A 22,889-nucleotide genomic window follows, 5' to 3' on the forward strand; every position below is an offset into this window, starting at 1 on the left:
TTCTCGAGGAGCCATCATGAAAAGTCAGTTTCGAGTCGTCATCGGCAGCGATGAAGCCGGTTTCGCCTATAAAAAGGTCCTCAAGGCTGACTTGGAGGCCGATCCTCGGGTCTCGTCAGTCATTGACGTCGCAGTCGGCGACGACGCCGACAAGACCGCGTATCCCAGTATTGGCGTCGCGGCGGCCGAGAAGGTCGTGGCCGGCGAGGCCGACCGAGGGCTGTTGCTCTGCGGCACTGGGCTCGGCGTCGCCATCTCAGCGAACAAGGTCAAGGGTATTCGCGCCGTCACTGCCCATGATGCCTACTCCGTGGAGCGCGGCGTGCTTTCGAACAACGCCCAGGTTCTCTGCATGGGACAGCGTGTGATCGGCCGGGAGCTTACCCGCAAACTCACCGATGAGTGGCTTAAGCATGAGTTCGACCCATCGAGCGCCTCTGTCGCCAAGGTCGGCGCGATCACCAGCTATGAGGACACCGACAGCTGTGACTAGAACTCTCTCGGAATCTGCCGGTCCACGGCTCTTGCCGTGAACTCATCGGTGACCAATATGTTGAACCACCCGGCGGTGGCGGCGGCGAGAATACTCGGCGCCTTGTGTGTTCCGACGGCCGCTGCGATGCGCGCCGGGACTGCACGAAGTGTCTGGCCCGGTACACGGACCATGCGTTCACTTCCCGGGAATGTCACCTCGTTACCCTGGGCGTCGTAGAAGGCTAGGCAGACATCGCCGATCGACGTCGCGAGATTCGGATGATGGCGGGGAACCGACTGTGCGATCGAGCTGCGCGAGAGCGGGGCGGCACCGATGCCCACCAGCGCCACCTTGGCAGAACCCCAGTCGGCCACGACCTGACGGTAGCCGGGATCATCCTGAAGTGCGGCGAGTAAGGCAGGGGAAGGCATCGATGGTGCGAAGAGATAATGTGGGTACCCCCGAGAGGTGGCTGCGAACGCCCGCACCACCTCATTGGTCTGGTGCCACGGGTCCGGTTCGGCCTGACCGCCCACCGTCGGGGCGACGACCACTCCAGAGAAGTCCCCCAGCTTTTGCTGGGCGAGAGCGTACGTCGTTTCCCCGGAGGCCAAGAGCAGCACATCGCCGGCGCGCAGATTCGTGGCCGCCAATGCTCGGCGCGTAAGCGGCCCCAGACCCAGACCGACGCGCTGGGACTGATCGCCCGGCGCCAAATACACAGCTTCGATGCCCAGCTTTCGTTGCAATCGCTCGCTGAGTTCGTCCAGACCTGTGGACGCGGGCCGATGGACGCGAATCTCCACGATCCCCTGCGCTCTAGCTTCTGCGAGCATGCGGCTGGCCGAGGGTCGAGACACGTCAAGCTGTTCTGCGACTTCGGCCTGGGTGGCGCCCTGCTCGTAGTAAAGCTGCGCGGCCCTGTATAGGCGTGCGAGCTGAGACGTGTCTGTCGGGGCGCCCTTGGTGACCTCACTTGCGTCCATCTGGCCATCGTATCGGCCCTCCTGCCCCCCCCCCGATTGACAAGGTCTGGTCCTATCACCATGCCCTGGTGGAACAACGGGGACGTCAGTGGCGGCCCGTGCGAGAGGTGCGGATGTTCCTAGGGCCGAGGTGAGCTAGCAATGCAACATCTCAGTTGCCAGCACGCCACTGTGAGGGGGAGACCCAATCACCGGAACCGCTCGACGGCACAATGCAGTTGAGCACACCACCACGATTTGGTCCAGATGTCGCTATTGCATTGGTGTTGAGACAAGGCGCCTCACCCCCGGTCTCCGTCGCCCTTGATGCGCTCCCGATACCTCTGCGAGTCCGGAGTGGAATGGAAGCGCCATCCAATCAGGAGTTGGCCCGAAGAGGTACGTTCGAAGTGTATGAGCGCGTCGTGCCTGGCTTGGAACGGTCTCCCGAAGTAGCCGGTGTTGATTTGCCGACCGACAGCCGCGAGCGGAAAAGTAGCGGCCGTCTATCACGGACACGGCGGGTGCATGGTGACGGGCCACGATCGGACCGGCTTGCTGAAATTCTAGATTGGGCTCAGGCTCTCGGGGTGGTTGTGTTGTCGGTGGATTATCGACTGGCGCCAGAGACCCCGCGCCCAGGGCCTGCGACAGAAGCAGCCAGGGTCATGGAGAAGCAGCTGGTTGGACTGATTTGAATTTACGGAATTTATGCGGAACACCTGACTGAAAGCACTTCTACTTCTGAGGCCAGACACAAGAAAACCCCCGGATTTCCGGGGGTTTTCATACCCTATATGGGTTAAAGGTGGCTCCGACCGGCGTCGATCCGGTGACCTTTCGATTTTCAGTCGAACGCTCTACCAACTGAGCTACAGAGCCATCGACGCCATCTCAAGCGGCGACTCGCTCTCCGGCCAGATCCTCTGTACAGAGAGTGAAGCGACCCTGACGGGACTTGAACCCGCGACCTCCGCCGTGACAGGGCGGCGCGCTAACCAACTGCGCTACAGGGCCTTACTTTGTGCCTTGGCACGGAGAGAAACTTTACCAGTCTCACCCTTGCTGTCCAAATCACTGCTCTTCATTGCTGAAGCGTACCCCCAACGGGATTCGAACCCGTGCCGCCGCCGTGAAAGGGCGGTGTCCTAGGCCGCTAGACGATGGGGGCCCGATCCCTGCAAGGGAACTGTAAAAGTTTAGGTCGAACAGCTCCCGCAGAGCAAATCCGGGGATCACGCAACACTGCCTGGATGACCGAGATCCTTAGACTGACCACATGGCTTTCCAGATGAGCGACGAGGAGTTCGACTCCGCCACCACTGAGGCGCTGGATCTGATTCCCCCAGATCTGGCCGACCAGCTGGACAACGTCGCCATCTTCGTGGAGGACACGTACGAGCCCCAGTCCTGGGAGAACCCCTCCACCGTGCTGCTGGGGCTCTACGAAGGAATCCCGCTGACCGAACGCGGCGGCGAAGGCTGGTCCATGCCGGATCGCATCACCCTATATAAGGAACCAATCCTGCAGATGTGCCAGACCAGGGAAGAGGTCATCACCCAGGTCACGGTCACCGTGATCCACGAGGTGGCGCACTTCTTCGGCATCGATGATCAGACGCTGCATCGCCTCGGTTGGGGCTGAGTGTTCAAAGAGTGCTGAGCCAATTGCGCTATCAAATTTGTATATCAAATCTCCGTAGCACAGAGTGATTCCAAAGTCTCGGAAGCTTCAACCTTCAACCTACTTGAAGGTTGAGACAAGCAGATTTCGCCTCTACATCCCCGGAATGACGCGGAAGTAGCGTTCACAGCTTGATCACAGGAACGACACGACCTGTTGCCAACATGACAAATCCACAACTATCGTTGCCGGCGTAGCGCCAAAAGGCTCGAACCGCGGTTCCCATAGTTCCGCTTCGGCCTCTGAATCACATGGCTAGCACCGCACGGCGATCATTTGATGGATGAGCGTTTCCCAGACTTCTTCCCAAGTCCCGCCTGGCCATGTGAGCTCAGGAGCTGAGGCACCCGCGTTTCGACCGGCCCCCTGAGAAGGGCTGCGGCGCTGCCCCAGTGAGGACTAAGTGAGGATCTACCGTGAAATACCGTCGCAATCTTGCGGTGGCCGCAGTTACTGCCGCCGTCGTGACGACAGCATTGGTCGGGACAACTCTCCCCGATCTGGTGGCAGACCGTGCCGCCAATTCTGTCGAACAAAATGACAACAACGTCTCCGACTCCGTCGCCCTGACCGAGCTCCCTGCCGTTCCCTCCGCCAAAGAGATCTCTACCGCCCGGGACTCCTCGCAGGCCACCGAGCAGATGATCGACGAGATCGCCGATCGCATCTCTCAGGCCAGCCAGCGAGCGTTGGAACTGGAAACGGCCATGCAGGAGCAGCACCAGGCCGCTGTGCAGTCCCAGGTCGAGGCCGATGAAGCCGCAGCCGCCGCCGAGGAGGCCCGCGCCGCAGCTGAAGAGTCCCAGGCCGCTGCCGCCGAGGAATACCAGGAGCGCGACACCTCCGCCGCAGAAGTCCTGCTCACCGAAGAGGACAGCCTGGCCGACGCCGCGACCGACACTCAGCTGGAAGACCAGGCTGAACAGGATGCCGTCGCTGCCGAGCAGGCCGCCCAGGAGGCAGAGAGCCTCGCCGAGCAGGCTCGACAGAACTCCACCAGCGCCGCCGAGGCCAACGAGAACGCTGATCGCGCCACCGAGACCACACGTACCGACGTGGAGCAGGTGGGCGAGACCCTCCAGGATCTGCTGCGGACTCTCATGGAGCTCGAGGGCTGGGATGGCGATCTGCAGAGCTTCTTCGAGCATGTCCTCGGCAACACGGACTTCATCGACGAGGACGGCCAGGTCGACAACGAGGAGCTGACCTACCGCATCACCGCCCTTCGCGCCGATGCCGAGCAGGCCCAGGTCACGGACGAGGACGCCGAAGAGGCTCCCGTCGAGGACGAAGGGGCTGAGGCCACCGACGAGGACGAGGCCGCTGAAGCTGAAGAGACCGCGGCCGCTGAAGCCGCCGAGGCAGAGGCTGCCGAAGAAGTTGAGGCCGCTGAAGCCGAAGCCGCCGAGGAGGCAGCCGCAGCTGAAGAGGCTGCTGAAGCCGAGGCCGCAGAGGCAGACGCCGCCGAGGCAGAGCAGGCTGAAGCAGACGCCGCTGCCGCAGAGGCAGACGCCGCCGAGGCAGAGCAGGCTGAAGCAGACGCCGCTGCCGCCGAGGCAGAGGCTGCCGAAGAGGCCGCCGCTGCCGAGGCCGAAGAGACTTCCTCGGAAGGTGCGGATGGGGAAGCCGCACCTTCCGAGGAACCACAATCCGCACCTGAGCCGGCCATCGCCTCCTTCGGTGATCTCAGCACCAGCATGCAGACGCTGCTGCGCCAGGGTGCCGAGCTTGAGTCCAGCGGAAGCGCCGAGGACTACTACCGGACGGTGCTCAGCAACGAGTCGCTGACCAACGCCGACGGCAACGCCTCCTGGACGCAGCTCCGTGGACACGTGGACTACCTGCGCGACCAGGCAGAGCCGGAACCAGAACCTGAGCCTGAGCCTGAGCCAGCCCCGGAGCCAGAACCAGAGCCGGAACCAGAGCCTGAGCCGGAACCCGTCATCGCGTCCTTCGGTGATCTCAGCACCAGCATGCAGACCCTGATGCGTCAGGGCGCCGACCTGGAGTCCGGCTTCAGCGGCGGAGCCCAGGACTACTACCGGGCCGTGCTGAGCAACGGTTCGCTGACCAACGCCGACGGCAACGCCTCCTGGACCCAGATGCGCTGGCACATCGACTACCTGCGCGACCAGGTCGAGCCGGAACCCGAGCCAGAGCCAGAGCCCGAGCCGGAGCCAGAACCCGAGCGTCGCGAGGAGCCTGCCCCGACTCAGTCGCAGAGCCAGTCGCAGTCCTCGAATGTGGTCCCGGCCAGCAGCAACTCGAACGCTGCCGAGATCGCGATCAACTGGGCCGTGTCACAGGCCAATCGCAGCGATGTCCGCTACGTGCTGGGCGCCAACGGGCCGAACGCCTTCGACTGCTCCTCGCTCGTGCAGCAGGCCTTCGCTCAGGCCGGGGTCAGCCTCAGCCGGACCACCTACACACAGGTCTACGAGGGTCAGGGAGTCTCCCGTGGTGACATGCGCCGCGGCGACCTGCTCTTCTTCGGCAGCGCCAGCGCGCCGGGGCATGTGGGCATCTACCTGGGCAATGGGCAGATGGTCGACGCCTCGAATCCCTCACGCGGACTCACCGTCCGCTCGGTGTATCAGACACCCTCGGCAGTCCGCCGAGTGGTCTGATCGAGAAGACTCACAACTGAATAACCTCTCACTGGATTCTCTCGCTCGCGGTAGGGCGCTGAGATGATCTGAACAGAAGAGGGCTCCCGGCGTCGGACACCGGGAGCCCTCTTCTTTTCGTCTCTGGAGTTGTTCAGCCGTGGTCGGTCCTGGCGTCGTGGGAGTGGCGGCTCCGCAGACTCACCCGCCCAGCACGGGTCCGAACTCGCTGCGGTTGCCGAGTCGGGTGTCTTCGTGATCGGGAACCACCATCAGGGGCCCCTCTGCGTGGTGCAGGACGCCCTGGGAGGTAGATCCCAGCAGCATCCCTGCGAATCCGCCACGGCCCCGCGTACCGATCACCGTGAGCTGCGCGCCGCGGGTCTCCTGCACCAGGACATCCACTGCGGTGCCGTCGATGACCTCGGCGTCGATCTGCAGCTCCGGGTAGTGGCTGTGCAGCCACCGCTTCCCCGCCTCGAGCTTCTCGCGAAGCTCCTTGAGCGCCGAATCATTGTCGATGTTGGTCGGGATCCACACCAGTGTGGCGCCCACCGGGGGCAGCGCGCAGACGATGCGCAGGCTGGTCCCCCGTTCACTGGCCTCCCGCGCCGCTACCAATGCCGCGACGCGACCAAAGTCTGAACCGTCCACCCCTGCCGTGACCGGACGGGCGTCCTTGGGCCGGATGGGGTGGGCACCCTCTGCGATGACGGACTCCGGCGCAGCCGTCCCCGGGCGCTGCGACGCCGAGACGATCGGGATGGCGCCGGTGGACGTGGTCACCGCGTTGGACTCTTTGGCGGAGAACTTCAGCGGCACCAGCACGGTCGGACACTTGGCGTGGGCCGGCAGCGCCGAGGAGACCGAACCGAGCAGACGTCCGAGGAACCCTCCCCGACCCCTGCTGCCGACCACCAGTACGACGGCCTCGTGCGAGTAGTCCAGCAGGACTCCTGAGGGATCGCCCGATTCCACCTCGTAGTGGATCTCACCGGGGTAGTCCCGCAGGAACTCGGCCGCTTGTTCGATGACCTTCTCGGACCCCTGCCGCAGCGCTGAGTCATCCATCAGGGCATACCCGCCGTCCATGGACGAGGCCGCGAAGGCGGGGATCGAATAGGCGGTGACCACCGTCAGCGGAAGCATACGGCGATGCGCCTCGGCGGCCGCCCAGTGCGCGGCGCGCAGGGACTGCTCGGAGCCGTCGACCCCGACGACGACGCCGCGCGGCTTCATCGTCGAGTCAGCCTCATGGGAATCGTGGGTTCGTGGGTCAGTCATGGCGAGCTCCTGAAGGCCGTAGGCGGTCAGCTTGCGCCCATGATATCGCTCACATGCGGGCTGAGACATCCGCGGGTGTTTCAGCGAGCCGGCGTCACGGCCTCCAGCAGCCGTGCGGGATAGTTCGTGGTCATCTCCTGGACGCCGAGATCCAGCAGGAATCGGGCGTCCTGCGGATCATCCACGGTCCAGACCCGCAGACGCGTGCCCCGCGCGAGCCACGCCTTCACCTCGGCCCGATGCTTCTTCAGGTAGGCGAGACCCGGACCGGCGATGCCGGCGCGTCCCTTCCACACCAGGGCCTCTGAATCTCGCAGAGTCCCGCGCATCACTGCGGCCACCACGGGCCGGGCGGCGAAGGCCATCGGAACCCCACGCAGCCGCTTCCGCACCTGCGCCTCGGTGACGTTGCTCATCAGGGCGCACAGCTTGTCCGGAGCCACCATCTCCGTGAGGTAGAGTAGAGAACCCGGGTAGAAGCTCATGAAGGAGACCGTCACCGAGTACTCAGAGGCATCTCCCGCAGGAATCACGGAGGTCTCGGGGTCCCACCCGAAGCTCAGCAGGGTCCGCAGCACTTTGGTCTCGAGCCGGTCACCATAGGGGGACGGATGCTTGAACTCGATGGCGAGGCTGATATCGCGCCCGGCGTCGAGGAGCATCTCCAACACATCGGAGAGCGTCATCAGCTGCTGGTGGCGGACTCCGTACTCTGCGGGCAGTCGCGGGGTCTTCCAGCTGGTCACGTCCAGGGACCTCAGCTCGGCCAGGCTCAGCTCGGCCACGGCCCCCGTGCCATTGCTGGTGCGGTCCACGGTCGCGTCATGGAAGCAGACCGGCTCACCGTCGGCGGTCAGGTGCAGATCGATCTCCAAACCGTCGGCGCCTTCTTCGATCGCGCGCTGATAGGCGGCTCGGCTGTGCTCGGGAAAGAGTCCCGATGCTCCGCGGTGGGCGAAGATGATCGCCTGGCGCGACGCGGCACGAGCTCGCCCATCCGGTGCCTCTGCCGGGGAGAACAGGCCGTGGTCTCGCGGGCTCCGACTGACTGGGGGCGCCACCGGCACGGTGTTGGGAAGATCGTGGGTCTGCACTAGGTCAGTGGTCACAGGCTCATGCTGCGCCGCGAAGGACAACGGGACACGTCCATTGTGCGGCGTCTCGGGGGAAGAGGAGATGAACATGGCGTGACCTAGGATCCCTCGCTGGACAGTGCGTCAGCGTCTGGTGGTCTTGGCCGGCGTCTCGGAGCTGTTCTCCGCCGCAAGTTCAGGCGTGGCGCTCCCGCTGTCCCGTCCAGTCGCCCCGCGCTGCGCGAGGATCTCGCGCTTGCGCCCCCGCCGCTGCCGGCGTTCGGCGCGCTGACGCTCACGTTCCTTGGCGCGCTTCAGGTCGTGCAGCAGGGACTCCGGTGTGTGCTCGGGGAGATCGCCGAAGGTCATGTGCGCCGATTTCACGATCTGACGAGCGAGGCTGTGATTGGCGGCCCCGCCGACGACGGCGCCGATGCCGAAGGGTATCGCCCGGCCCACCATGGAGGTGCCCTGACGGATGAAGAATCGGCGGACGAACTGTCGCTTGATCTGGTTGACCAGCACGCCCGTCATCCCTGCGGAGCTGGAGGATGAGTTCATGGGCACGAGTGAGGCGAAGGGTCCTGATCCCTTGCCTCCGGCCTGCTGTGAGAGTTCGCTGAGCAGCTTGCGGCCCTGTTCTCCCAGCATCACGCCCATCACGAGCAGCTTCGCCCGTTCCGGGTCCTCGGTGCTGATCCCGGAAAGCTCTGCCATGGACTGGGCGTAGAGGGCGCAACCCTCGAGGAAGGTGCCTGTGGCTGCGGCGGAGAGGCCCAGCGAAGTGAGCGTGCCCACCGCGGGAACCGCTGCCGTGGCTCCGATGAGCGCGCCGCCACCGGTCAGTCCGCGCACGAACTCTCGCTCCAGCTGAGCTGCGAGCTGTCGGTTGGAGAAGTCTGGATGGGCCTTGCGCAGCCTGCGCAGATTGGCCAGCACGATGGGACGCTGGACGGTGACCGCCCGAGTCAACATGGACTCGGCGCGGGGCGTCAGACTCCCGCGATCGTCGAAGGCGTGATCCTTGACCGCGGAGACCGTCCGCTGGACGAAGAACCCGGTGGCTGCTGTGCGCATGAGCGTCCGTTTCGTCGGTGCCATGGCTTCAGTCTAGAGCTTCACCCTGACTGCGAGGTGAGCGCTCAGCTGGTGGCGATGTCGAGCCAGACCAGCCGGCCTGAGGGCGAGGCCGACTCCGCCGGGTCCACCAGGTTGAAGCCGAACTCGCCCTCGGCCGGCCAGAAGACGCCCGCCCCATCCACCTCGAGGGCGGTTGCGGGAAGCACATAGGAGGAGCGCACCGCTTCACCGTTGCTCAGCCCCTGAGTAGCCTGCGGGTCCGCCGCCTCGTCACGCTCGGGAAGCGGCTCATCGGTCACGGCTTCCGGAGCTGGGTCCTGCAACACCTCACTCTTGAGCAGACTGGAGAGCTCTGGAACCTTGTCGGCGGGCGACGTCGCCAGTTCATCCTCGTCGGCCAGGCTGCCGGCGACCACAAAGGAATCCTCTGCCCCGAGACCACCGCGGGCGCCGTCGTCGTCGTAGAGATACCAGGCTGAGCCGGAGACGAAGTCGGCGACCATGCGACGCTGGTCCTCGTTGCGCGCCTCGCCGGGGCGCGCGGACCGTGGTGAGCTGTTGAGGTCGGTGGCTACCACGTGAACATGTCCGGGCTCACCCGGGACCTCTACCGGGATGTCCCACATGCTGGTGCTGGGAAGTCGCAGCACTGACTTCTCGAGGTCAGAGAACTGCCCCTCCGGCATCGAGTTGTCGGGCATGTCCTCCCAGAGGAACTCCTGGAAGGTGCGGACCTCATCCTCAGCGATGGGGTGAGCCGAGAACACTGCCATGCCGCGCTCCCCGGGATGACTCCCATAGCCGATCGCGTCAGCAGGTCCGCCCACGCGCCCATCACCGTCGAGGTCGGCACCGGAATCGATCCCCGAGTTTGTGGGAGCCGTGTAGGTGTAGGAGTACTGCATGCCCGTCTGCCCGTTCTGGCCGCGGGCAAGGTACTGACTGTTCAGGGTCTCCGCGATCTCCTGGTTCTCGTCGTAGCTGATGCCGGTGAGCACCAGGACGTCCGGGGCGTTGGCCTGCACGGTCTCCGCGAGCACCCGCGCCGCAGGATGCATTCCCCCCTGAAGATCGTCCAGGAGTTCAGCGGAGGACCCGGAGCGCAGACCCGCGTGTAGCGTGGCCACTCGGAGATCGCTGGCGTCCTTCTCGACGGTCGTGGAGGGCTGCTCGTCAGCAGAAGGGGACACCGGCTGGCCGGGAGTCGGGTAGCCGGGGAGCTGCGCGGTGACGGCGGGCTCCGGGGTAGAGGCCCGCGCTGCAGCGGAGCCTGCCACCATCAGTGAGGCCACCAGGCAGGCAGACGTGGCGCCTTTGAAGACTCCCCTGGTACGGAGCGCAGGGTGCATCTGGCCAGTGGGCATGGGTTACACCGTAACCCCGTGGCCTCGCCCTGCCAACCCCAGAAGCGGTCTTGGGGAAACAGTTATGAAGGCGTGACAGTCGGGATCCAGGGGGCCTCTGGCCTGGGCGGGGCCGCTCTGAAGCGCCCCTCGGGAGGTCCCATACGGCGGACGGCAGTTGCATTATAAGCGCATTGAGTGTGTAAATAGTAGGTGGACGCTACCGATTCACCCGCGCAGGAACGCAGGTGTCAAGACCCTTCTGACGACGACGCAGGATCTCTGCCGCCTGTCACACCGGGCTGGGATCACACCCACCTGGTGAGGCATCAGAGTCGGCGTCGTTTTTCTGTGTCTGGCCTGAATCGAGTGCGCAAGAGGTGAATCACCTTGCACATAACTAGAGAACACTCTCACCTGACTGAGGAGGACTTCATGGCTTCGGAACCCGAAGCTCAACTGCGGGACTGGTCGCCGGCTGATGCCTGGCGCGGCCTGAACAAGCCCGTCTTCATTCCGGCGGTGCTCATCATCGTCGTCGGCCTGATCTTCGCCACCATCTGGGGATCGGCGAACGGCGCCGATGCGTTCGAGACGCTGAACTCCACCATCGTGGACACCATCGGCTGGTGGTACGTCCTGATCGCCACCGGCTTCGTGGTCTTTGCACTGTGGGCAGGTCTGTCCAAGGCCGGCAACATCCGGCTGGGACGCGACGACGAGAAGCCCGAATTCTCGCTGGGCTCATGGTTCACCATGCTCTTCGCCGCCGGCATGGGCATCGGCCTCGTCTTCTGGGGCGTCGCTGAACCGCTGTGGCACTTCATCGCTCCCCCGGATGTCACGGGTGCAACGGGCGTGGATGCCAACGGTGACGTGGTGAACGCGTCGGAGACTGCGCTCTCCGGAACTGCCATGGGTCAGGCAGCATTCCACTGGGGCCTGCACGCCTGGGCCATCTACGTGGTCGTCGGACTAGGTCTGGCGTATATGACCTTCCGCCGTGGGCGTCCGCTGTCCATCCGCTGGCTGCTGGAACCGATCTTCGGGCGCAAGCTCATCGAGTCCTGGGTGGGCCACGTCATCGACGTGGTCGCCATCGTGGGCACCGTCTTCGGCATCGTCACCTCCCTTGGCATCGGCACGCAGCAGATCGCGTCCGGGCTGGGCTTCATGGGCTGGATCGAAGATCCGTCCAACACCGTGCTGCTGACGGCGATCATCGTGGTCATCATGGCGATCGCCACCTTCTCGGTGATCACCGGCGTGAACAAGGGTCTGAAGTGGCTCTCCAACTTCAACATGGTGATGGCCGCGATCCTCGCACTGTTCGTGCTGATCGCCGGGCCGACTCTGTTCCTGCTGCAGTCCTTCGTCGGGAACCTGGGCGAGTACTTCATGGCCTTCCCCGAGCTCATGTTCGAAACCGGGGCCAACTACGTCGGTGGCGACGAGGCCGGCTGGTCCGCTGACTGGACCATCTACTACTGGGGCTGGTGGATGAGCTGGTCGCCGTTCGTGGGCATGTTCATCGCGCGCATCTCCCGCGGTCGCACCATCCGACAGTTCGTCATGGGCGTGCTGCTGGCACCGACCCTGGTGAGCCTTCTCTGGTTCACCATCTTCGGCTCCTCGGGCATCTACTACCAGATGACCGAAGGCGTCATGGTCGACGACGGCAACATCGACACCGTGGGGGCCACCTTCACGCTGCTCGAGCAGCTGCCTCTGGCCTCCATCACAGCCGTGGTGGCGATCCTGGTGATCGCGATCTTCTTCATCACCTCGGGCGACTCGGGTTCGCTGGTCACCGATGTGCTCGCCTACGGCGGGCGCACCGACACTCCGAAACTGACCCGAGTCTTCTGGACCATCTTCATCGCCATCACGGCGATCGTGCTGCTGGCAGCGGGCGGCGAGGCTGCCGATGCAGCATTGCGCGTGCTTCAGGTCACCTCCATCGCCGCGGCAGCCCCGCTGTCCATCGTGATGGTGTTGGCAGTGATCGCGCAGGTGCGGATGTTCAACTATGAAACCGCCACCATGCCTCGCTATGTGCGGATCCGTCCGACGGCGAGCAAGGCGGCACTCGTGGACACTGCACGCAGCGCCGCCGGCGGCGAGAACTCCACTCCCGGCGTTCACCGCAACCTTCGCACGATGGTCACCGGACAGCGCGCCGCGCTGAGAGGCTTCTTCGGCAGCACCTCAGCAACTCTGTCCGGTCTGGACAAGCCCACCGCGAAGGGCGCAGAGATCCCGCCGGAGTTCGCCGCCGATGACATGGTCTTCGCCATCCAGGACGTGCCATCGCATTCCACCACGGTCAACCCGGAGACGGGCACCATCGGCTGGGACGAAGACGTGGCGTTCAACGATCCGATCGCGGATCAGGTCTTCGAGACTCCCGAGTTCGCTGAATCGGCCACCGGTCAGCAGTGGGAGTCCGAGCAGATCTATGACGAGGCAGTCAGCAACGGCGACGTCGAGCCGACTGACCCCAAGACGACCGAGGACAAGACTCAGCGCTGACCCGCTGAGCGACTCGGTCGCATAAGAAGAGCAGGGCCCCAGTTCTCATCGAAATGGGGCCCTGCTCTTCTTGCGGCTCTTTCTGGTGCTGCCTCGCTCTGATGATGCTTCAGCTCATCGACCGAAGCTCCCCGAGCGTCGCCTCAGGAGGGGTTGAACTCTCCCGGGTTGGGCCCGCTCCTGCCGTCGCGCTCCAGCGAATCAATGGCGGTGAGCTCGTCCTCGCTGAGCTCGAAGCCGAAGACATCGAAGTTCGAGGCGATGCGCTCCGGGGTGACGGACTTGGGGAAGAGGATGCGACCACGCTGCAGGTGCCAACGGATGACCACCTGTGCGGGTGAGACGTTGTGCGCCTCGGCTGCGGCTTTGACCGGCTCATCTTCGAAGACCGCGCCCTGAGCCAAGGGGCTCCAGGCCTGCGTCTTGATGCCGTGCTTTTCGTTGGCCTCCTGGATGTCGCGCTGCTGCAGCGCCGGGTGGATCTCCACCTGGTTGATCGCAGGCACGATGGTGCCGGCCTCGAGGACCCGGTCCAGGTGCTCCGGGAGGAAGTTGGAGACACCGATGCTGCGCGTCAGTCCCTCCGACTGCAGCTCCTCCATGGTCTTCCAGGCGTCGAGGTATGCCTCGTCCTCCGGTGAAGGCCAGTGGATCAGGAACAGATCCACGTAGTCCAGGCCCAGCTTCTGCAGCGAAGTCTCCAGGGCCTGTCGGGTCTTGCCCGCCTTGAAGTCGTTGACCCAGACCTTCGTGGTGATGAACAGGTCTTCGCGAGGCACGTCCGAGGCGGCGATCGCCCGGCCGACACCTTCTTCGTTGCCGTAGACGGCAGCGTTGTCGATGTGTCGGTAGCCGACCTTCAGTGCTTCGGTGACGACCTTCTCGGCATCATCCGCAGGGACCTGCCAGACGCCGAAGCCGAGCTGAGGGATCTCAGCGCCGTCGTTGAGTGTGATGGTGGGAACAGTAGCCATGGAAACCTTTCTAGTACTCCGTGCATGTTCGGGAGCATCCTTGCTCTCATAAACTGCGAACCACCACATGGACAGGTTCATTCCATGTGGTGAACCACAGACACTCCTGGATGCCCTCCACGCATCATACGAGCCTGTCCTCACTGGTCAGCGGTTGCCCGCGGGCTTAGGCTGAGATCAGCACCGGACACATCCGCCCCACGCCGATCGCAGAGGAAACACCATGCCAGCAGAGGTCACCACGTCACGACGCCGCGCCACCGGGCGGACCCTGCTGATCGTCTCAGCCCTGGGCACCGCTGGTTTCGCCGGCTGGTCCATGGCCCAGCTCCAGCAGTCCGGCCCCGAGACGTTCCTCGCGGAAGCCTGGCATGCCTTCGGCCTGGTCGTCTTCGCGGGCCTCTTCGCGCTGGTCGCGTGGCGCCCACGGGCCTACCCAGGACTGATGGAGCTGACCATCCTGCACAGCGCCGGCATGTTCGTGCTGGCCTTCAGCAATCAGGACGCCGCCGGCTCCACCGCGAACATGGTCCTGCATGGGCTGCTGACACTGGCGCTGCTGATCGCCTACGTGATGCTCGGATGCATCAAGGCCTGGGGCCGCCAGAGTGCACCAGCCCCCCGGAAGGACACGAGCAAGAATCACAACGCTGCGAAGGACTCCGGGAAGAAGCCCGTGGGAGAGGCCGAGCAGCGCAAGGGACTGGACCGAGATCCTGCTTCGCCGGCACCAGCCTCCGCGCCGGCCTCGGCGCCGCGGCAGGAATCCGCCCCGGCAGGGCAGGCTCAGCCCACCAAGCCGATGCCGCAGAGCCTGCCGGAGGACCGCCCGCGCAGTTGAGCGGGGCGCTGGCCTGGCTCGCACTCGCAGCCGAGCCGACCACCGGCCCGATCGCCGCGAGAGCGGTTCACAGGCCGAGGCGTCGGCGCAGCTCGGGCGCATGCCGGCGGGACACCTCGACCCGACTGCGCTGGCGATCGTTGAGCACCAGCACCAGGGTGCCTCGGAAGTCCGGCACGAGTTCGCGGACGTAGCGCAGGTTCACCAGATATGAGCGGTGAACACGGAAGAAGTGACCCTGCAGCCTGCGCTCGAGCTCGTTGAGCGAGAAGGAAACCAGCACACGGTCATCCGCCAGCTTCAGCGAGGCATACCCGCGCGCCGCCACGGCGTAGGCGATCGCGTCGCCCTCCACCAACACGGTGCGCCCGTCCTTCTGCACGGGGATCCGCACCAGCTGATGCTGCGCTGAGCGTTCCGCGGGAGCCGTCTCGCCTGAGGCTGCAGCGACTGGCGCCGACCGAGCTGCTGAGTCCGCAGAGGCCGGGGTCGCTGAGGTCTCAGCACCGGCCAGGGCTCGTTCCACCGAACGCTGCAGCCGCTCCGCAGAAAAGGGCTTGACCAGATAGTCGGCCGCCGCCAGATCGAAGGCCTCCACGGCGTGATCGGGGTAGGCCGTGGTGAAGATGACCTGGGGGCGCCGAGCTCCCTGAGCGCCCGCCGATCCGCGCAGCCGCTCGGCAACCTGGAGTCCGGTCAGCCCAGGCATCCGTATATCCAGAAAGACCAGGTCATAGGCCAGCGAGTTCAGCAGCAGCAACGCCTCTTCGCCATTGGTGGCCTCGCCGACCACCTGGACACCGCCGATCTCCTCCAGCAGAAATCGCAATTCCTCACGGGCCGGCGCCTCATCGTCGACGATCAGGGCCCGGGGGTGCATCCGCCCAGTATAGAGCTGATGTTCAGGTTTATGTGATTCGCATCACCGGAGCGGAATGGTCAGTTCCACCACGGTGCCACCGGACCGCGGAGTGGAGATGGAGAGGTCGTAACGGTCCCCGAACAACGAGTTGAGCCGCTCCGTGATGTTCTGCAGCCCCACACCGGCGTGGCTGGGATCCTCCTGGATCGAATCCAGGCCGCGAAGCTCCCGGGCACTGTCGGCCATCTTGGCCAGCACCTCGGGGGCCATGCCGACGCCGTCGTCGCTGACCCTGATGCTGGTGGTGCGGGCCAGAGGATCCACCCGGGCACGCAGATGCACGGTGCCCCCTGCGGGCTTGCCCGCGATCCCATGCTTGACCGCATTCTCCACCAGCGGCTGGATCATCAGCACCGGCACCCGGGTGGTGAGCACCTGTGGGTCGATGTCATAGCGGACCTTGAGCCGGTCCCCGAAGCGAGCCTGCTCCAGAGAGACATAGGTGCGCACGAAGTAGTACTCCTGCGCGAACTCCGCGTAGTGGCCCTCCTGCCGCACCGCATAACGGAAGAACTCGGAGAGTCTCAGCAGCAGCTCGCGCGCCTCGTCCGGGCGAGTGCGCGCCTTCGAAGCGATGGTGTTGAGAATGTTGAACAGGAAGTGTGGGTTGATCTGGGCCCGCAGCGCGTTCAGACGAGCGTCCGTGGCGAGCTGCTTCTCCCGGTCCAGCTCCGCCAGCTCCAGGTGCAGCGACAGCATCGCGGCCATATCCTCCACGAGCCGGCGCGGCGGGATCTCAGTCTCGGCCTGGTAGACCCCCAGCGTTCCGATCACGCGACTGCCCACGCGCAGCGGAACGATCACCGCTGAGGTCACCTCACAATCTGTGGTGCGGCAGCCCACGGACGCCCGGTCACGGACCACCTGGGTCTTGCCCCTGGCGATCGTGCGAGGCGCCGCAGAAGTCTGCATCTGCGCGCCCTCGCGGTGGTGGTCCGCACCGGGGCCGACATAGGCGAGGATCTGCTCGCGGTCCGTGATCGAGACCGCGTCGCCGGAGAGCATCGGACGCAGCAGCTCGCAGGTGCGCCGCGCGGCCTCCGGGGTCAGGCCTGCACGCAGCGGCATGGAACGCCCTGCCGCGGCGAGATCTCGCACCCCGCGGCTCACCTCGACCTCACGAGGAGAGACCGGACGCTGCCGACGCCGCCCGGTGGCCCCGCGCAGCGCCGAGGGATATCCCAGCACCGCTCCGATGGTCAGGAAGAGCCCGAGCCCCAGGGTGGGGACCATGGGCAGCGCCGGATCGGCGAGGACCTGGGTGCCGACGTAGACCAGCACCCAGATCAGCGTCACCGCCGCCGCCAGTATCGCGCTACCGCGCATCCATTCCCCCTCGCGTCAGTCGGGCCATGCGTTCCGCGCGGCGATCCGCGGCGGTCCCGTGCATCTGCACCCAGTGTGCCTGCACACCCGCCGGCGCGCTGGTGCGCCGCGAGACCAGCACCACGACCGCCACGGTGATCGGGGCCACCACCAAGGTGGGCGCGGCAAGCAGCTCGCGCAGCCAGGTGGTGTCAATCAGGCCCGCAGTGAGGAACATGCTCACCGAAAGCCCCGCGCCCGTGAGCAGACCGGCGAGCGCCCCGGCCGCCGTCGTCCTGTGCCACCAGATCGCCAGCACCAGCACCGGCGTCAGAGCGGACCCTGCGACGGCGAAGGCCCAGGTCACCATGGTGGCGACCAGCGAGGGCATGGCCGGGGCGAAGGCCTCGGGACGCAGCGCGATGGCCAGGCCCGCCGCGAGGGCGGCGCCGAGCAGCGTGGTGATCCGCCCTGCCCAGACGGCCTGGCGCTGAGTGGCCTTGGGATTGATGTGGCGCTCATAGACGTCGTGGCCCCAGGTCGCCGCCGAGGCGAGCAGCAGCCCCGCGACGGTGGACATGGCGGCGATCAGCGCGGCGGCGGCGATCAGGCCGAGTCCGGACTGCTCCCCGTAGATGCGTCCCAGCACCGGCAGCGCATGTTCTGGTGTGTGCAGCACGCCGTTGACGGTGAGCTCCTCGAGCCAGGGCCGGCCGGCGACGGCGTCGGGGATGATGTCCCGCGCGGCGGTGCCGAGCATGATCGCCATGGCGTAGAAGGCACCGATAAGCATCAGCACCCAGACCGTGGTGGTGCGGGCAGCCTTGCCGGTGGGCGAGGTGAAGTATCGATTCATCACATGCGGCAGTCCTGCGGTGCCGAGACCCAGGGTCACCACCAGCGCCACCTGACCCAGGGGGCCGTAGCGCGCCCCCGGCTCCCCGAAGAGCGCGGGCTCTCCGGGGTGCATCTGATTGGTCTCCTCGGTGAGCACCCAGTCCTGGCCCTCGGGCCCGCCGAGCGTGGGGTTGGCCAGCGGCGCCTGGCTGAGACTGTGCACGGCATCGCCATAGCGGAAGCCGTCTGCGGTCACCACCACGGCCAGCCAGACCAGCGCGGCGAAGAGCAGCAGGAACTGGACCGCCTGATTCCAGGTGGTCCCGCGCATGCCGCCGAAGGCGACGACGACGGCGACCACCGCCGTGGAGAGCAGCACTCCGGTCGCATAGGGCGAGAGCCCGAGCAGCCCCTGTCCGACGAGCAGCTCCCAGGTGATCCCCCCGCCCACGGACTGCGGGACGAGATAGCAGAGGATGACCAGCTGCACGACCCCCACCGAGGCCAGACGCACCGGATCAGAGTCCATCCGACGGCCCAGGAAGTCCGCCAGCGAGAACTCCCCGAACCGGCGCAGCGGGGCGGCGATCAGCAGCAGCACCGGAACAAATCCGGCGGCGAACCCCACCGCATACCAGGCGCCATCCAGACCTGAGACATAGACGGCGGCGGCGACGCCGAGGAACGAGGCCGCGGAGAGATAGTCGCCGCAGATCGCCCAGGAGTTCGTCATCACCCCCACACGCTGCCCGGCGAGGTAGAAGTCCACCGTGGACGGGCCGCGCGGGCGACTGAGGAAGGAGACCCCGAGCACGATCACCAGGACAGCAGCCAAGGTCACCACTGCTGTGGAGGTCACCGGGGGGCCTCCTCAGCGGAGATCTCCGGGTCATCGAGCTCCTTCTGCCCGCCGAGCATGCGCGATTCCACCGAGGCGCTGAGCCGAGCGGCGGCGATGCCGATCACCGCGAAGACCAGATAGAGCCCTCCGGCCGCCGCCACGAAACCAGGACTGAGACCACCGAGCACGCGCGCACCGGTCCACCACTGAAGGGTGATGGTCAGCACCGGAAACGCGGCGACGAGGATCAGGAACAGGAAGAAGTAGGCCAGCGCGATCGCGCGCTGAGCGCGGAAGGCGGCATCGACCTCGGCGGGGGTGTCGCGCACCTCCCGGTCGGAAGATGCGCCGATATCAGGCAGCGCCACCTCGGTCTCGCCTCGGCTCAGGCGGGCATCCACGTCCGGTACATGTTCCAGGCGGACTTGATCAGCACGACGGCTCCACCGCCGGCGAGCACGAGCCCCATCCCCGGCAGCAGCCCGCCCCAGGCATCTGCCTGGGCCGAGAACGCGAGGATGTTCCAGGCCTGGAGCAGAACGATCGCCGCCACGAGCAGTCCAGGGATGATCGCGTGGGCGATGGCGAGCCGACGCCGCGGGACGAACGCTCCGGCGAAGGCGAGGAAGCCCACCGCCAGCGTGATGACACCGGGACCGTCGGTGCCGCGCAGGGCATAGGTCTCACCGGTGACCTGCTCCATGAAGGGCAGGTAGACCCACGGCAGGAAGGCCGAGACGATCAGCATCAGTCCGCCGAGGATCATGGCACGACTGCCGGGGTGGAACACTCCCCAGCCGGTGGCGCGTCCAGCCTTGAGGCGGGCAGAGAGGCCGCCGTAGATGCCCTTGTCAGCAGTCGTGGTCATGCGGCCATCCTAGGTGTGATCGACGCCACAGCAGCAATCTTCGACCGAGATTCCAGCCAGCGGCGGGTTTGGGGCGCTGAGCAGCACCTATCGTCCGGCGAGCGGCCTCTTGGAGTGGACTCTCCGTTCGTCGACGAATACCCGCCGTTGGCAAACACAGATGCACCACTGAGAGGCGTCGCTCTTGTGATCTGCTTCACATTTTGAGTGGCTTAGACACGGCCCCGCGCATCCCGTGCGGGTGAATCGCCTCGCACAGATAAGAAGGGAGCCTCCCATGTCCGATGTGGCACATGAGGGAAACTCCGGCGTACCGCCTGAAGCGGAGGACATCAGCTGGCGGCAGCGCTATTGGAAGAAGAACCTGCGGCTGATGCTCGTGCTCCTGGCCGTCTGGTTCACGGTCTCGTTCGGTTTCGGCATCCTGCTGATCGAGCCGCTGAACAACATCGTGATCCTCGGCTTCCCGCTCGGGCTCTGGTTCGCGCAGCAGGGGTCCGTCTACACGTTCCTGATCCTGATCCTCGTCTACGCGCTGTGGATGGACAAGATCGATGATGAGTTCGGCGTGGCCGAGCGCAATGACGAGGGAGGCTACAAGTGACTGAGACCCAGTTCTGGACCTTCTTCTTCATCATCCTGACCTTCGGGATCTACATCATCATCGCGTGGCGCTCCCGGGTGAAGGAGACCAAGGAGTTCTACGTCGCCTCTCAGGGCGTGCCCACGCTCGCCAACGGCGCGGCCATCGCCGCCGACTGGATGAGTGCTGCGAGCTTCATCGGCATGGCCGGGCTGATCGCGTTCCTCGGATCGGACGGCTCGGTCTACCTCATGGGCTGGACCGGCGGCTACGTTCTGCTTGCACTGCTGCTGGCCCCCTACCTGCGCAAATGGGGCAAGTTCACGGTGCCCGAGTTCGTCGGGGATCGCTATTCGGAGTCGGTGCGCCTGGTCGCCGCGATCTGCGCGATCGTCGTCTCCTTCACCTACGTCGTCGGCCAGATGGCCGGTGGCGGCATCGTCTTCAGCCGCTTCCTGGGCCTGTCCATCGAGTGGGGCGTCGTGCTGGTCGCCGTCGTCATCTTCTTCTATGCAGTGCTCGGCGGCATGAAGGGCATCACCTACACCCAGGTGGCGCAGTACACCGTGCTCATCATCGCCTACCTGATCCCCGCGTTCGCCGTGGCCTACCAGACCACCGGCATTCCGATTCCGCAGATCTCCTACGGGCAGATTCTCGCTGAGCTGGACGCACTCAGTGCGGAGTTCGGACTGGCCGCCTTCACGGAGGCCTTCGCAGGGCGCGCCGGCGGTCAGGTCGACGTCTTCCTGGTGACGCTGTCGCTGATGCTCGGCACGGCCGGCCTACCGCACGTGATCATCCGCTTCTACACGACCAAGACGGTCCGCGGCGCTCGCTACTCGGCGTTCTGGGCGCTGTTCTTCATCTCGCTGCTCTACCTCACGGCTCCCGCAGTGGGCGCCTTCACCAAGCTGAACCTGCTCCAGGGCGTCCAGGGGCAGAGCCCCGACACCCTTCCGGACTGGATCAACACCTGGGGAGCCACAGGGCTGGTGACGGTCAACCAGGATGCGGAGACGATCCAGTCGGTCTCCAACATCGCAACCTCCGGTGCAGACCTGATCGTCAACAACGACATCCTGGTCCTCGCTTCCCCCGAGATCGGCGGCCTCCCCGCCCCGATCGTCGGCCTGATGGCTGCAGGCGGCATGGCGGCAGCCATGTCCACCGCGGCCGGCCTGTTGCTGGTCATCTCCTCGGCCGCTTCCCATGACCTGTACTTCCGGGTCATCAAGAAGACCGGGGCCTCCGACAAGGAGCAGATGCTCGTCGGGCGCATCGCCATGGCAGTGGCGATCCTGGTGGCCATCTGGGCCGGCATCAACCCGCCGGCCTTCGTGGCTCAGGTGGTCGCTTTCGCCTTCGGACTCGCCGCATCCACCTTCTTCCCGATCCTGATACTGGGCATCTTCTGGAAGAAGGCGAACGGCCCCGGAGCGACGGCAGGCATGCTCAGCGGTCTGGTGTTCACCGCGACCTACATGATCTACACGCTGGAGGTCTTCGGCACCGGCGCGAACGATCACATCCTCAACGTCTCCCCCGAAGGGATCGGCGCTGTGGGTGCTGCGGTGAACTTCATCGTCACCGTGGTGGTCTCCAAGCTGACCGCCCCACCGAGCCAGGTGGTCCAGGAGATGGTCGAAGAGATCCGCTACCCGCAGACACGAGCTGCCGTGCGGTCCTGAGACCGGATCGGCTGACTCAGCCGGTTCTCCGACAGACAGGCGGCCCGCGCTCCAGTGATGGAGCGGGGGCCGCCTGTCTCTGCGCCTATGCCTATCCCTGTGTCTGCGCGTGGGCCGAGAAGGTGCCCTGAAGGCTGGTGCTCAGGCCTCGCGCCAGGAGTGCTGCGGTGAGTAGCCGAGTTTCCGCCGGGCCTTCTCGATGGAGAGCAGCGTCTCGTTCGTGCCGAGGTCACCCTTCAGCGGCACGTCCGGGAAGACCTCCGCGACGAGTTCTGGGTTGGGGCGAGACATGACGGTGTCGGCGGCGGCGATGATGTAGCGCTCGAAGCCGGGACCTGCCACCTGCAGCGCACGCTCGATGGCCTGGGCACCATCGCGGGCATCGATGTAGCCCCACAGGTTCCACTTGCGCGCCATCGCATCGGCGTCGAAGGCTGGGAACTCTGCATAGTCTTCCGGGTTCATGACGTTGGAGAAGCGCAGCGCGGTGATCGAGAGCTGCGGGTTCCAGCGGACCAGCTCGATGGCCATGGTCTCCTCGAGGTGCTTCACCAGCGAGTAGGTGGACTCGGGGCGTGCCGGATACTCCTCGTCGACCGGAATATAGGGAGGGGGAGTGTCGAAGGGCAGGCCGAGCACAGTCTCGCTGGAGGCGTAGACGATGCGCTCGATGCCCAGCCGAATCGCAGCCCAGAAGACGTTGAAGCTCGCGGTCATGTTGTTGTGGAAGGTGGCGGCATCCGGACGGATCCCGGGGGCGGGCACCGCTGCCAGGTGCACCACGGCGTCCACGCCGTCGTGCTGATCACCGACTCCCCCGAGGGCATCGATCACCTGTCCGTAGTCGGTCAGGTCCAGCTTCACGAACCCCGGTCCGCGGACACCCGCCACGTCGAGACCGAGAACCTCGTGTCCTGCCGCGCGGAGTTCTCGGGCGACGACAGAGCCGAGCTTGCCTGTTGATCCTGTGACTGCAATTCTCATG

20 protein-coding genes and 3 tRNA genes are annotated in these 22,889 nt (G+C 65.5%); 8 read left to right on the forward strand and 15 right to left on the reverse strand.

The genetic code is table 11. The features are described 5' to 3' along the window. Positions 1 to 16: 16 nt before the first annotated feature. Positions 17 to 493, forward strand: coding sequence for a ribose-5-phosphate isomerase (locus tag H4W26_RS07595; protein ID WP_192591479.1), 477 nt, complete (start codon positions 17 to 19; stop codon positions 491 to 493). Here H4W26_RS07595 and H4W26_RS07600 read toward each other — a convergent pair. Further along, entirely contained in the window at positions 490 to 1,461 is a 972-nt protein-coding gene (locus tag H4W26_RS07600) for a sugar-binding transcriptional regulator (protein WP_225939633.1), read from the reverse strand. The two genes, H4W26_RS07595 and H4W26_RS07600, sit on opposite strands and share 4 nt — an antisense overlap. 341 nt (positions 1,462 to 1,802) lie before the next feature. On the opposite strand from H4W26_RS07600, the gene H4W26_RS14145 reads away from it, so the two are divergent. After that, positions 1,803 to 2,138, forward strand: a complete 336-nt coding sequence (locus tag H4W26_RS14145; protein WP_225939634.1) for an alpha/beta hydrolase fold domain-containing protein — start codon at positions 1,803 to 1,805, stop codon at positions 2,136 to 2,138. Positions 2,139 to 2,249: 111 nt separating this feature from the next. Here the strand turns inward: H4W26_RS14145 and H4W26_RS07610 are convergent. The 3 genes from H4W26_RS07610 to H4W26_RS07620 form a co-directional block, all read right to left on the reverse strand. Beyond that, a tRNA-Phe gene (locus H4W26_RS07610) sits at positions 2,250 to 2,322 on the reverse strand. Positions 2,323 to 2,383: 61 nt separating this feature from the next. After that, a tRNA-Asp gene (locus H4W26_RS07615) sits at positions 2,384 to 2,457 on the reverse strand. Positions 2,458 to 2,538: 81 nt separating this feature from the next. Then, positions 2,539 to 2,611 (reverse strand) — tRNA-Glu (locus tag H4W26_RS07620). Positions 2,612 to 2,719: 108 nt separating this feature from the next. On the opposite strand from H4W26_RS07620, the gene H4W26_RS07625 reads away from it, so the two are divergent. Then, positions 2,720 to 3,085 carry a metallopeptidase family protein gene (locus H4W26_RS07625; protein ID WP_192591481.1) on the forward strand — a complete coding sequence of 122 codons (366 nt, stop codon included), beginning with the start codon at positions 2,720 to 2,722 and terminating at the stop codon, positions 3,083 to 3,085. 455 nt (positions 3,086 to 3,540) lie between these two features. Beyond that, on the forward strand, positions 3,541 to 5,751 hold the full coding sequence (locus H4W26_RS14025; protein WP_318779801.1) for a C40 family peptidase: 2,211 nt from the start codon (positions 3,541 to 3,543) through the stop codon (positions 5,749 to 5,751). 180 nt (positions 5,752 to 5,931) lie between these two features. Here H4W26_RS14025 and H4W26_RS07635 read toward each other — a convergent pair whose 3' ends face one another. From H4W26_RS07635 to H4W26_RS07650, 4 genes are all read right to left on the reverse strand, one after another. Beyond that, entirely contained in the window at positions 5,932 to 7,014 is a 1,083-nt protein-coding gene (locus tag H4W26_RS07635; protein WP_192591482.1) for a universal stress protein, read from the reverse strand. Positions 7,015 to 7,094: 80 nt separating this feature from the next. Next, complete coding sequence (locus tag H4W26_RS07640; RefSeq protein ID WP_318779802.1) at positions 7,095 to 8,123, reverse strand: glycerophosphodiester phosphodiesterase; 1,029 nt, start codon at positions 8,121 to 8,123, stop codon at positions 7,095 to 7,097. A 108-nt stretch (positions 8,124 to 8,231) separates the two neighbouring features. Further along, positions 8,232 to 9,188, reverse strand: a complete 957-nt coding sequence (locus H4W26_RS07645; RefSeq protein ID WP_192591484.1) for a hypothetical protein — start codon at positions 9,186 to 9,188, stop codon at positions 8,232 to 8,234. Between the two features lie 41 nt (positions 9,189 to 9,229). After that, positions 9,230 to 10,531, reverse strand: coding sequence for an endonuclease/exonuclease/phosphatase family protein (locus H4W26_RS07650; protein WP_192591485.1), 1,302 nt, complete (start codon positions 10,529 to 10,531; stop codon positions 9,230 to 9,232). A 414-nt stretch (positions 10,532 to 10,945) separates the two neighbouring features. Here H4W26_RS07650 and H4W26_RS07655 point away from each other — a divergent pair, with 414 nt between their 5' ends. After that, positions 10,946 to 13,042, forward strand: a complete 2,097-nt coding sequence (locus H4W26_RS07655) for a BCCT family transporter (protein WP_192591486.1) — start codon at positions 10,946 to 10,948, stop codon at positions 13,040 to 13,042. A gap of 143 nt (positions 13,043 to 13,185) precedes the next feature. Here the strand turns inward: H4W26_RS07655 and H4W26_RS07660 are convergent, their stop codons facing one another. Continuing rightward, positions 13,186 to 14,016: an aldo/keto reductase gene (locus H4W26_RS07660; RefSeq protein WP_192591487.1), complete on the reverse strand. Its 831-nt coding sequence runs from the start codon at positions 14,014 to 14,016 to the stop codon at positions 13,186 to 13,188. Positions 14,017 to 14,239: 223 nt separating this feature from the next. Between H4W26_RS07660 and H4W26_RS07665 the strand changes: the two genes are divergently transcribed. Then, the gene (locus H4W26_RS07665) at positions 14,240 to 14,857 is read left to right on the forward strand and encodes a hypothetical protein (RefSeq protein WP_192591488.1); all 618 of its coding nucleotides are present in this window, start codon (positions 14,240 to 14,242) and stop codon (positions 14,855 to 14,857) included. 67 nt (positions 14,858 to 14,924) lie between these two features. Here H4W26_RS07665 and H4W26_RS07670 read toward each other — a convergent pair whose 3' ends face one another. The 5 genes from H4W26_RS07670 to H4W26_RS07690 are packed head-to-tail and all read right to left on the reverse strand — an operon-like array spanning position 14,925 to position 19,630. Next, entirely contained in the window at positions 14,925 to 15,737 is an 813-nt protein-coding gene (locus tag H4W26_RS07670) for a LytR/AlgR family response regulator transcription factor (protein ID WP_192591489.1), read from the reverse strand. A gap of 42 nt (positions 15,738 to 15,779) precedes the next feature. Beyond that, positions 15,780 to 17,105, reverse strand: a complete 1,326-nt coding sequence (locus tag H4W26_RS07675) for a histidine kinase (protein ID WP_192591490.1) — start codon at positions 17,103 to 17,105, stop codon at positions 15,780 to 15,782. Beyond that, on the reverse strand, positions 17,095 to 18,780 hold the full coding sequence (locus H4W26_RS07680; RefSeq protein WP_192591491.1) for a sodium/solute symporter: 1,686 nt from the start codon (positions 18,778 to 18,780) through the stop codon (positions 17,095 to 17,097). The genes H4W26_RS07675 and H4W26_RS07680 overlap by 11 nt, the downstream gene beginning before the upstream one ends. Next, positions 18,777 to 19,163: a hypothetical protein gene (locus H4W26_RS07685; protein ID WP_318779803.1), complete on the reverse strand. Its 387-nt coding sequence runs from the start codon at positions 19,161 to 19,163 to the stop codon at positions 18,777 to 18,779. Before H4W26_RS07685 ends, H4W26_RS07680 begins: the two co-directional genes overlap by 4 nt. Continuing rightward, the gene (locus H4W26_RS07690; protein ID WP_192591492.1) at positions 19,148 to 19,630 is read right to left on the reverse strand and encodes a hypothetical protein; all 483 of its coding nucleotides are present in this window, start codon (positions 19,628 to 19,630) and stop codon (positions 19,148 to 19,150) included. The genes H4W26_RS07685 and H4W26_RS07690 overlap by 16 nt, the downstream gene beginning before the upstream one ends. 277 nt (positions 19,631 to 19,907) lie before the next feature. Between H4W26_RS07690 and H4W26_RS07695 the strand changes: the two genes are divergently transcribed. Both H4W26_RS07695 and H4W26_RS07700 read left to right on the forward strand, forming a co-directional pair. After that, the gene (locus tag H4W26_RS07695; RefSeq protein ID WP_192591493.1) at positions 19,908 to 20,234 is read left to right on the forward strand and encodes a DUF4212 domain-containing protein; all 327 of its coding nucleotides are present in this window, start codon (positions 19,908 to 19,910) and stop codon (positions 20,232 to 20,234) included. Further along, positions 20,231 to 21,904, forward strand: a complete 1,674-nt coding sequence (locus tag H4W26_RS07700) for a sodium:solute symporter family protein (protein ID WP_192591494.1) — start codon at positions 20,231 to 20,233, stop codon at positions 21,902 to 21,904. The genes H4W26_RS07695 and H4W26_RS07700 overlap by 4 nt, the downstream gene beginning before the upstream one ends. 141 nt (positions 21,905 to 22,045) lie before the next feature. Here H4W26_RS07700 and H4W26_RS07705 read toward each other — a convergent pair whose 3' ends face one another. Continuing rightward, the gene (locus H4W26_RS07705; RefSeq protein ID WP_192591495.1) at positions 22,046 to 22,888 is read right to left on the reverse strand and encodes an NAD-dependent epimerase/dehydratase family protein; all 843 of its coding nucleotides are present in this window, start codon (positions 22,886 to 22,888) and stop codon (positions 22,046 to 22,048) included. Position 22,889 lies beyond the last annotated feature (1 nt).

Source organism: Nesterenkonia halotolerans (genome assembly GCF_014874065.1).
GTDB lineage: Bacteria > Actinomycetota > Actinomycetes > Actinomycetales > Micrococcaceae > Nesterenkonia > Nesterenkonia halotolerans.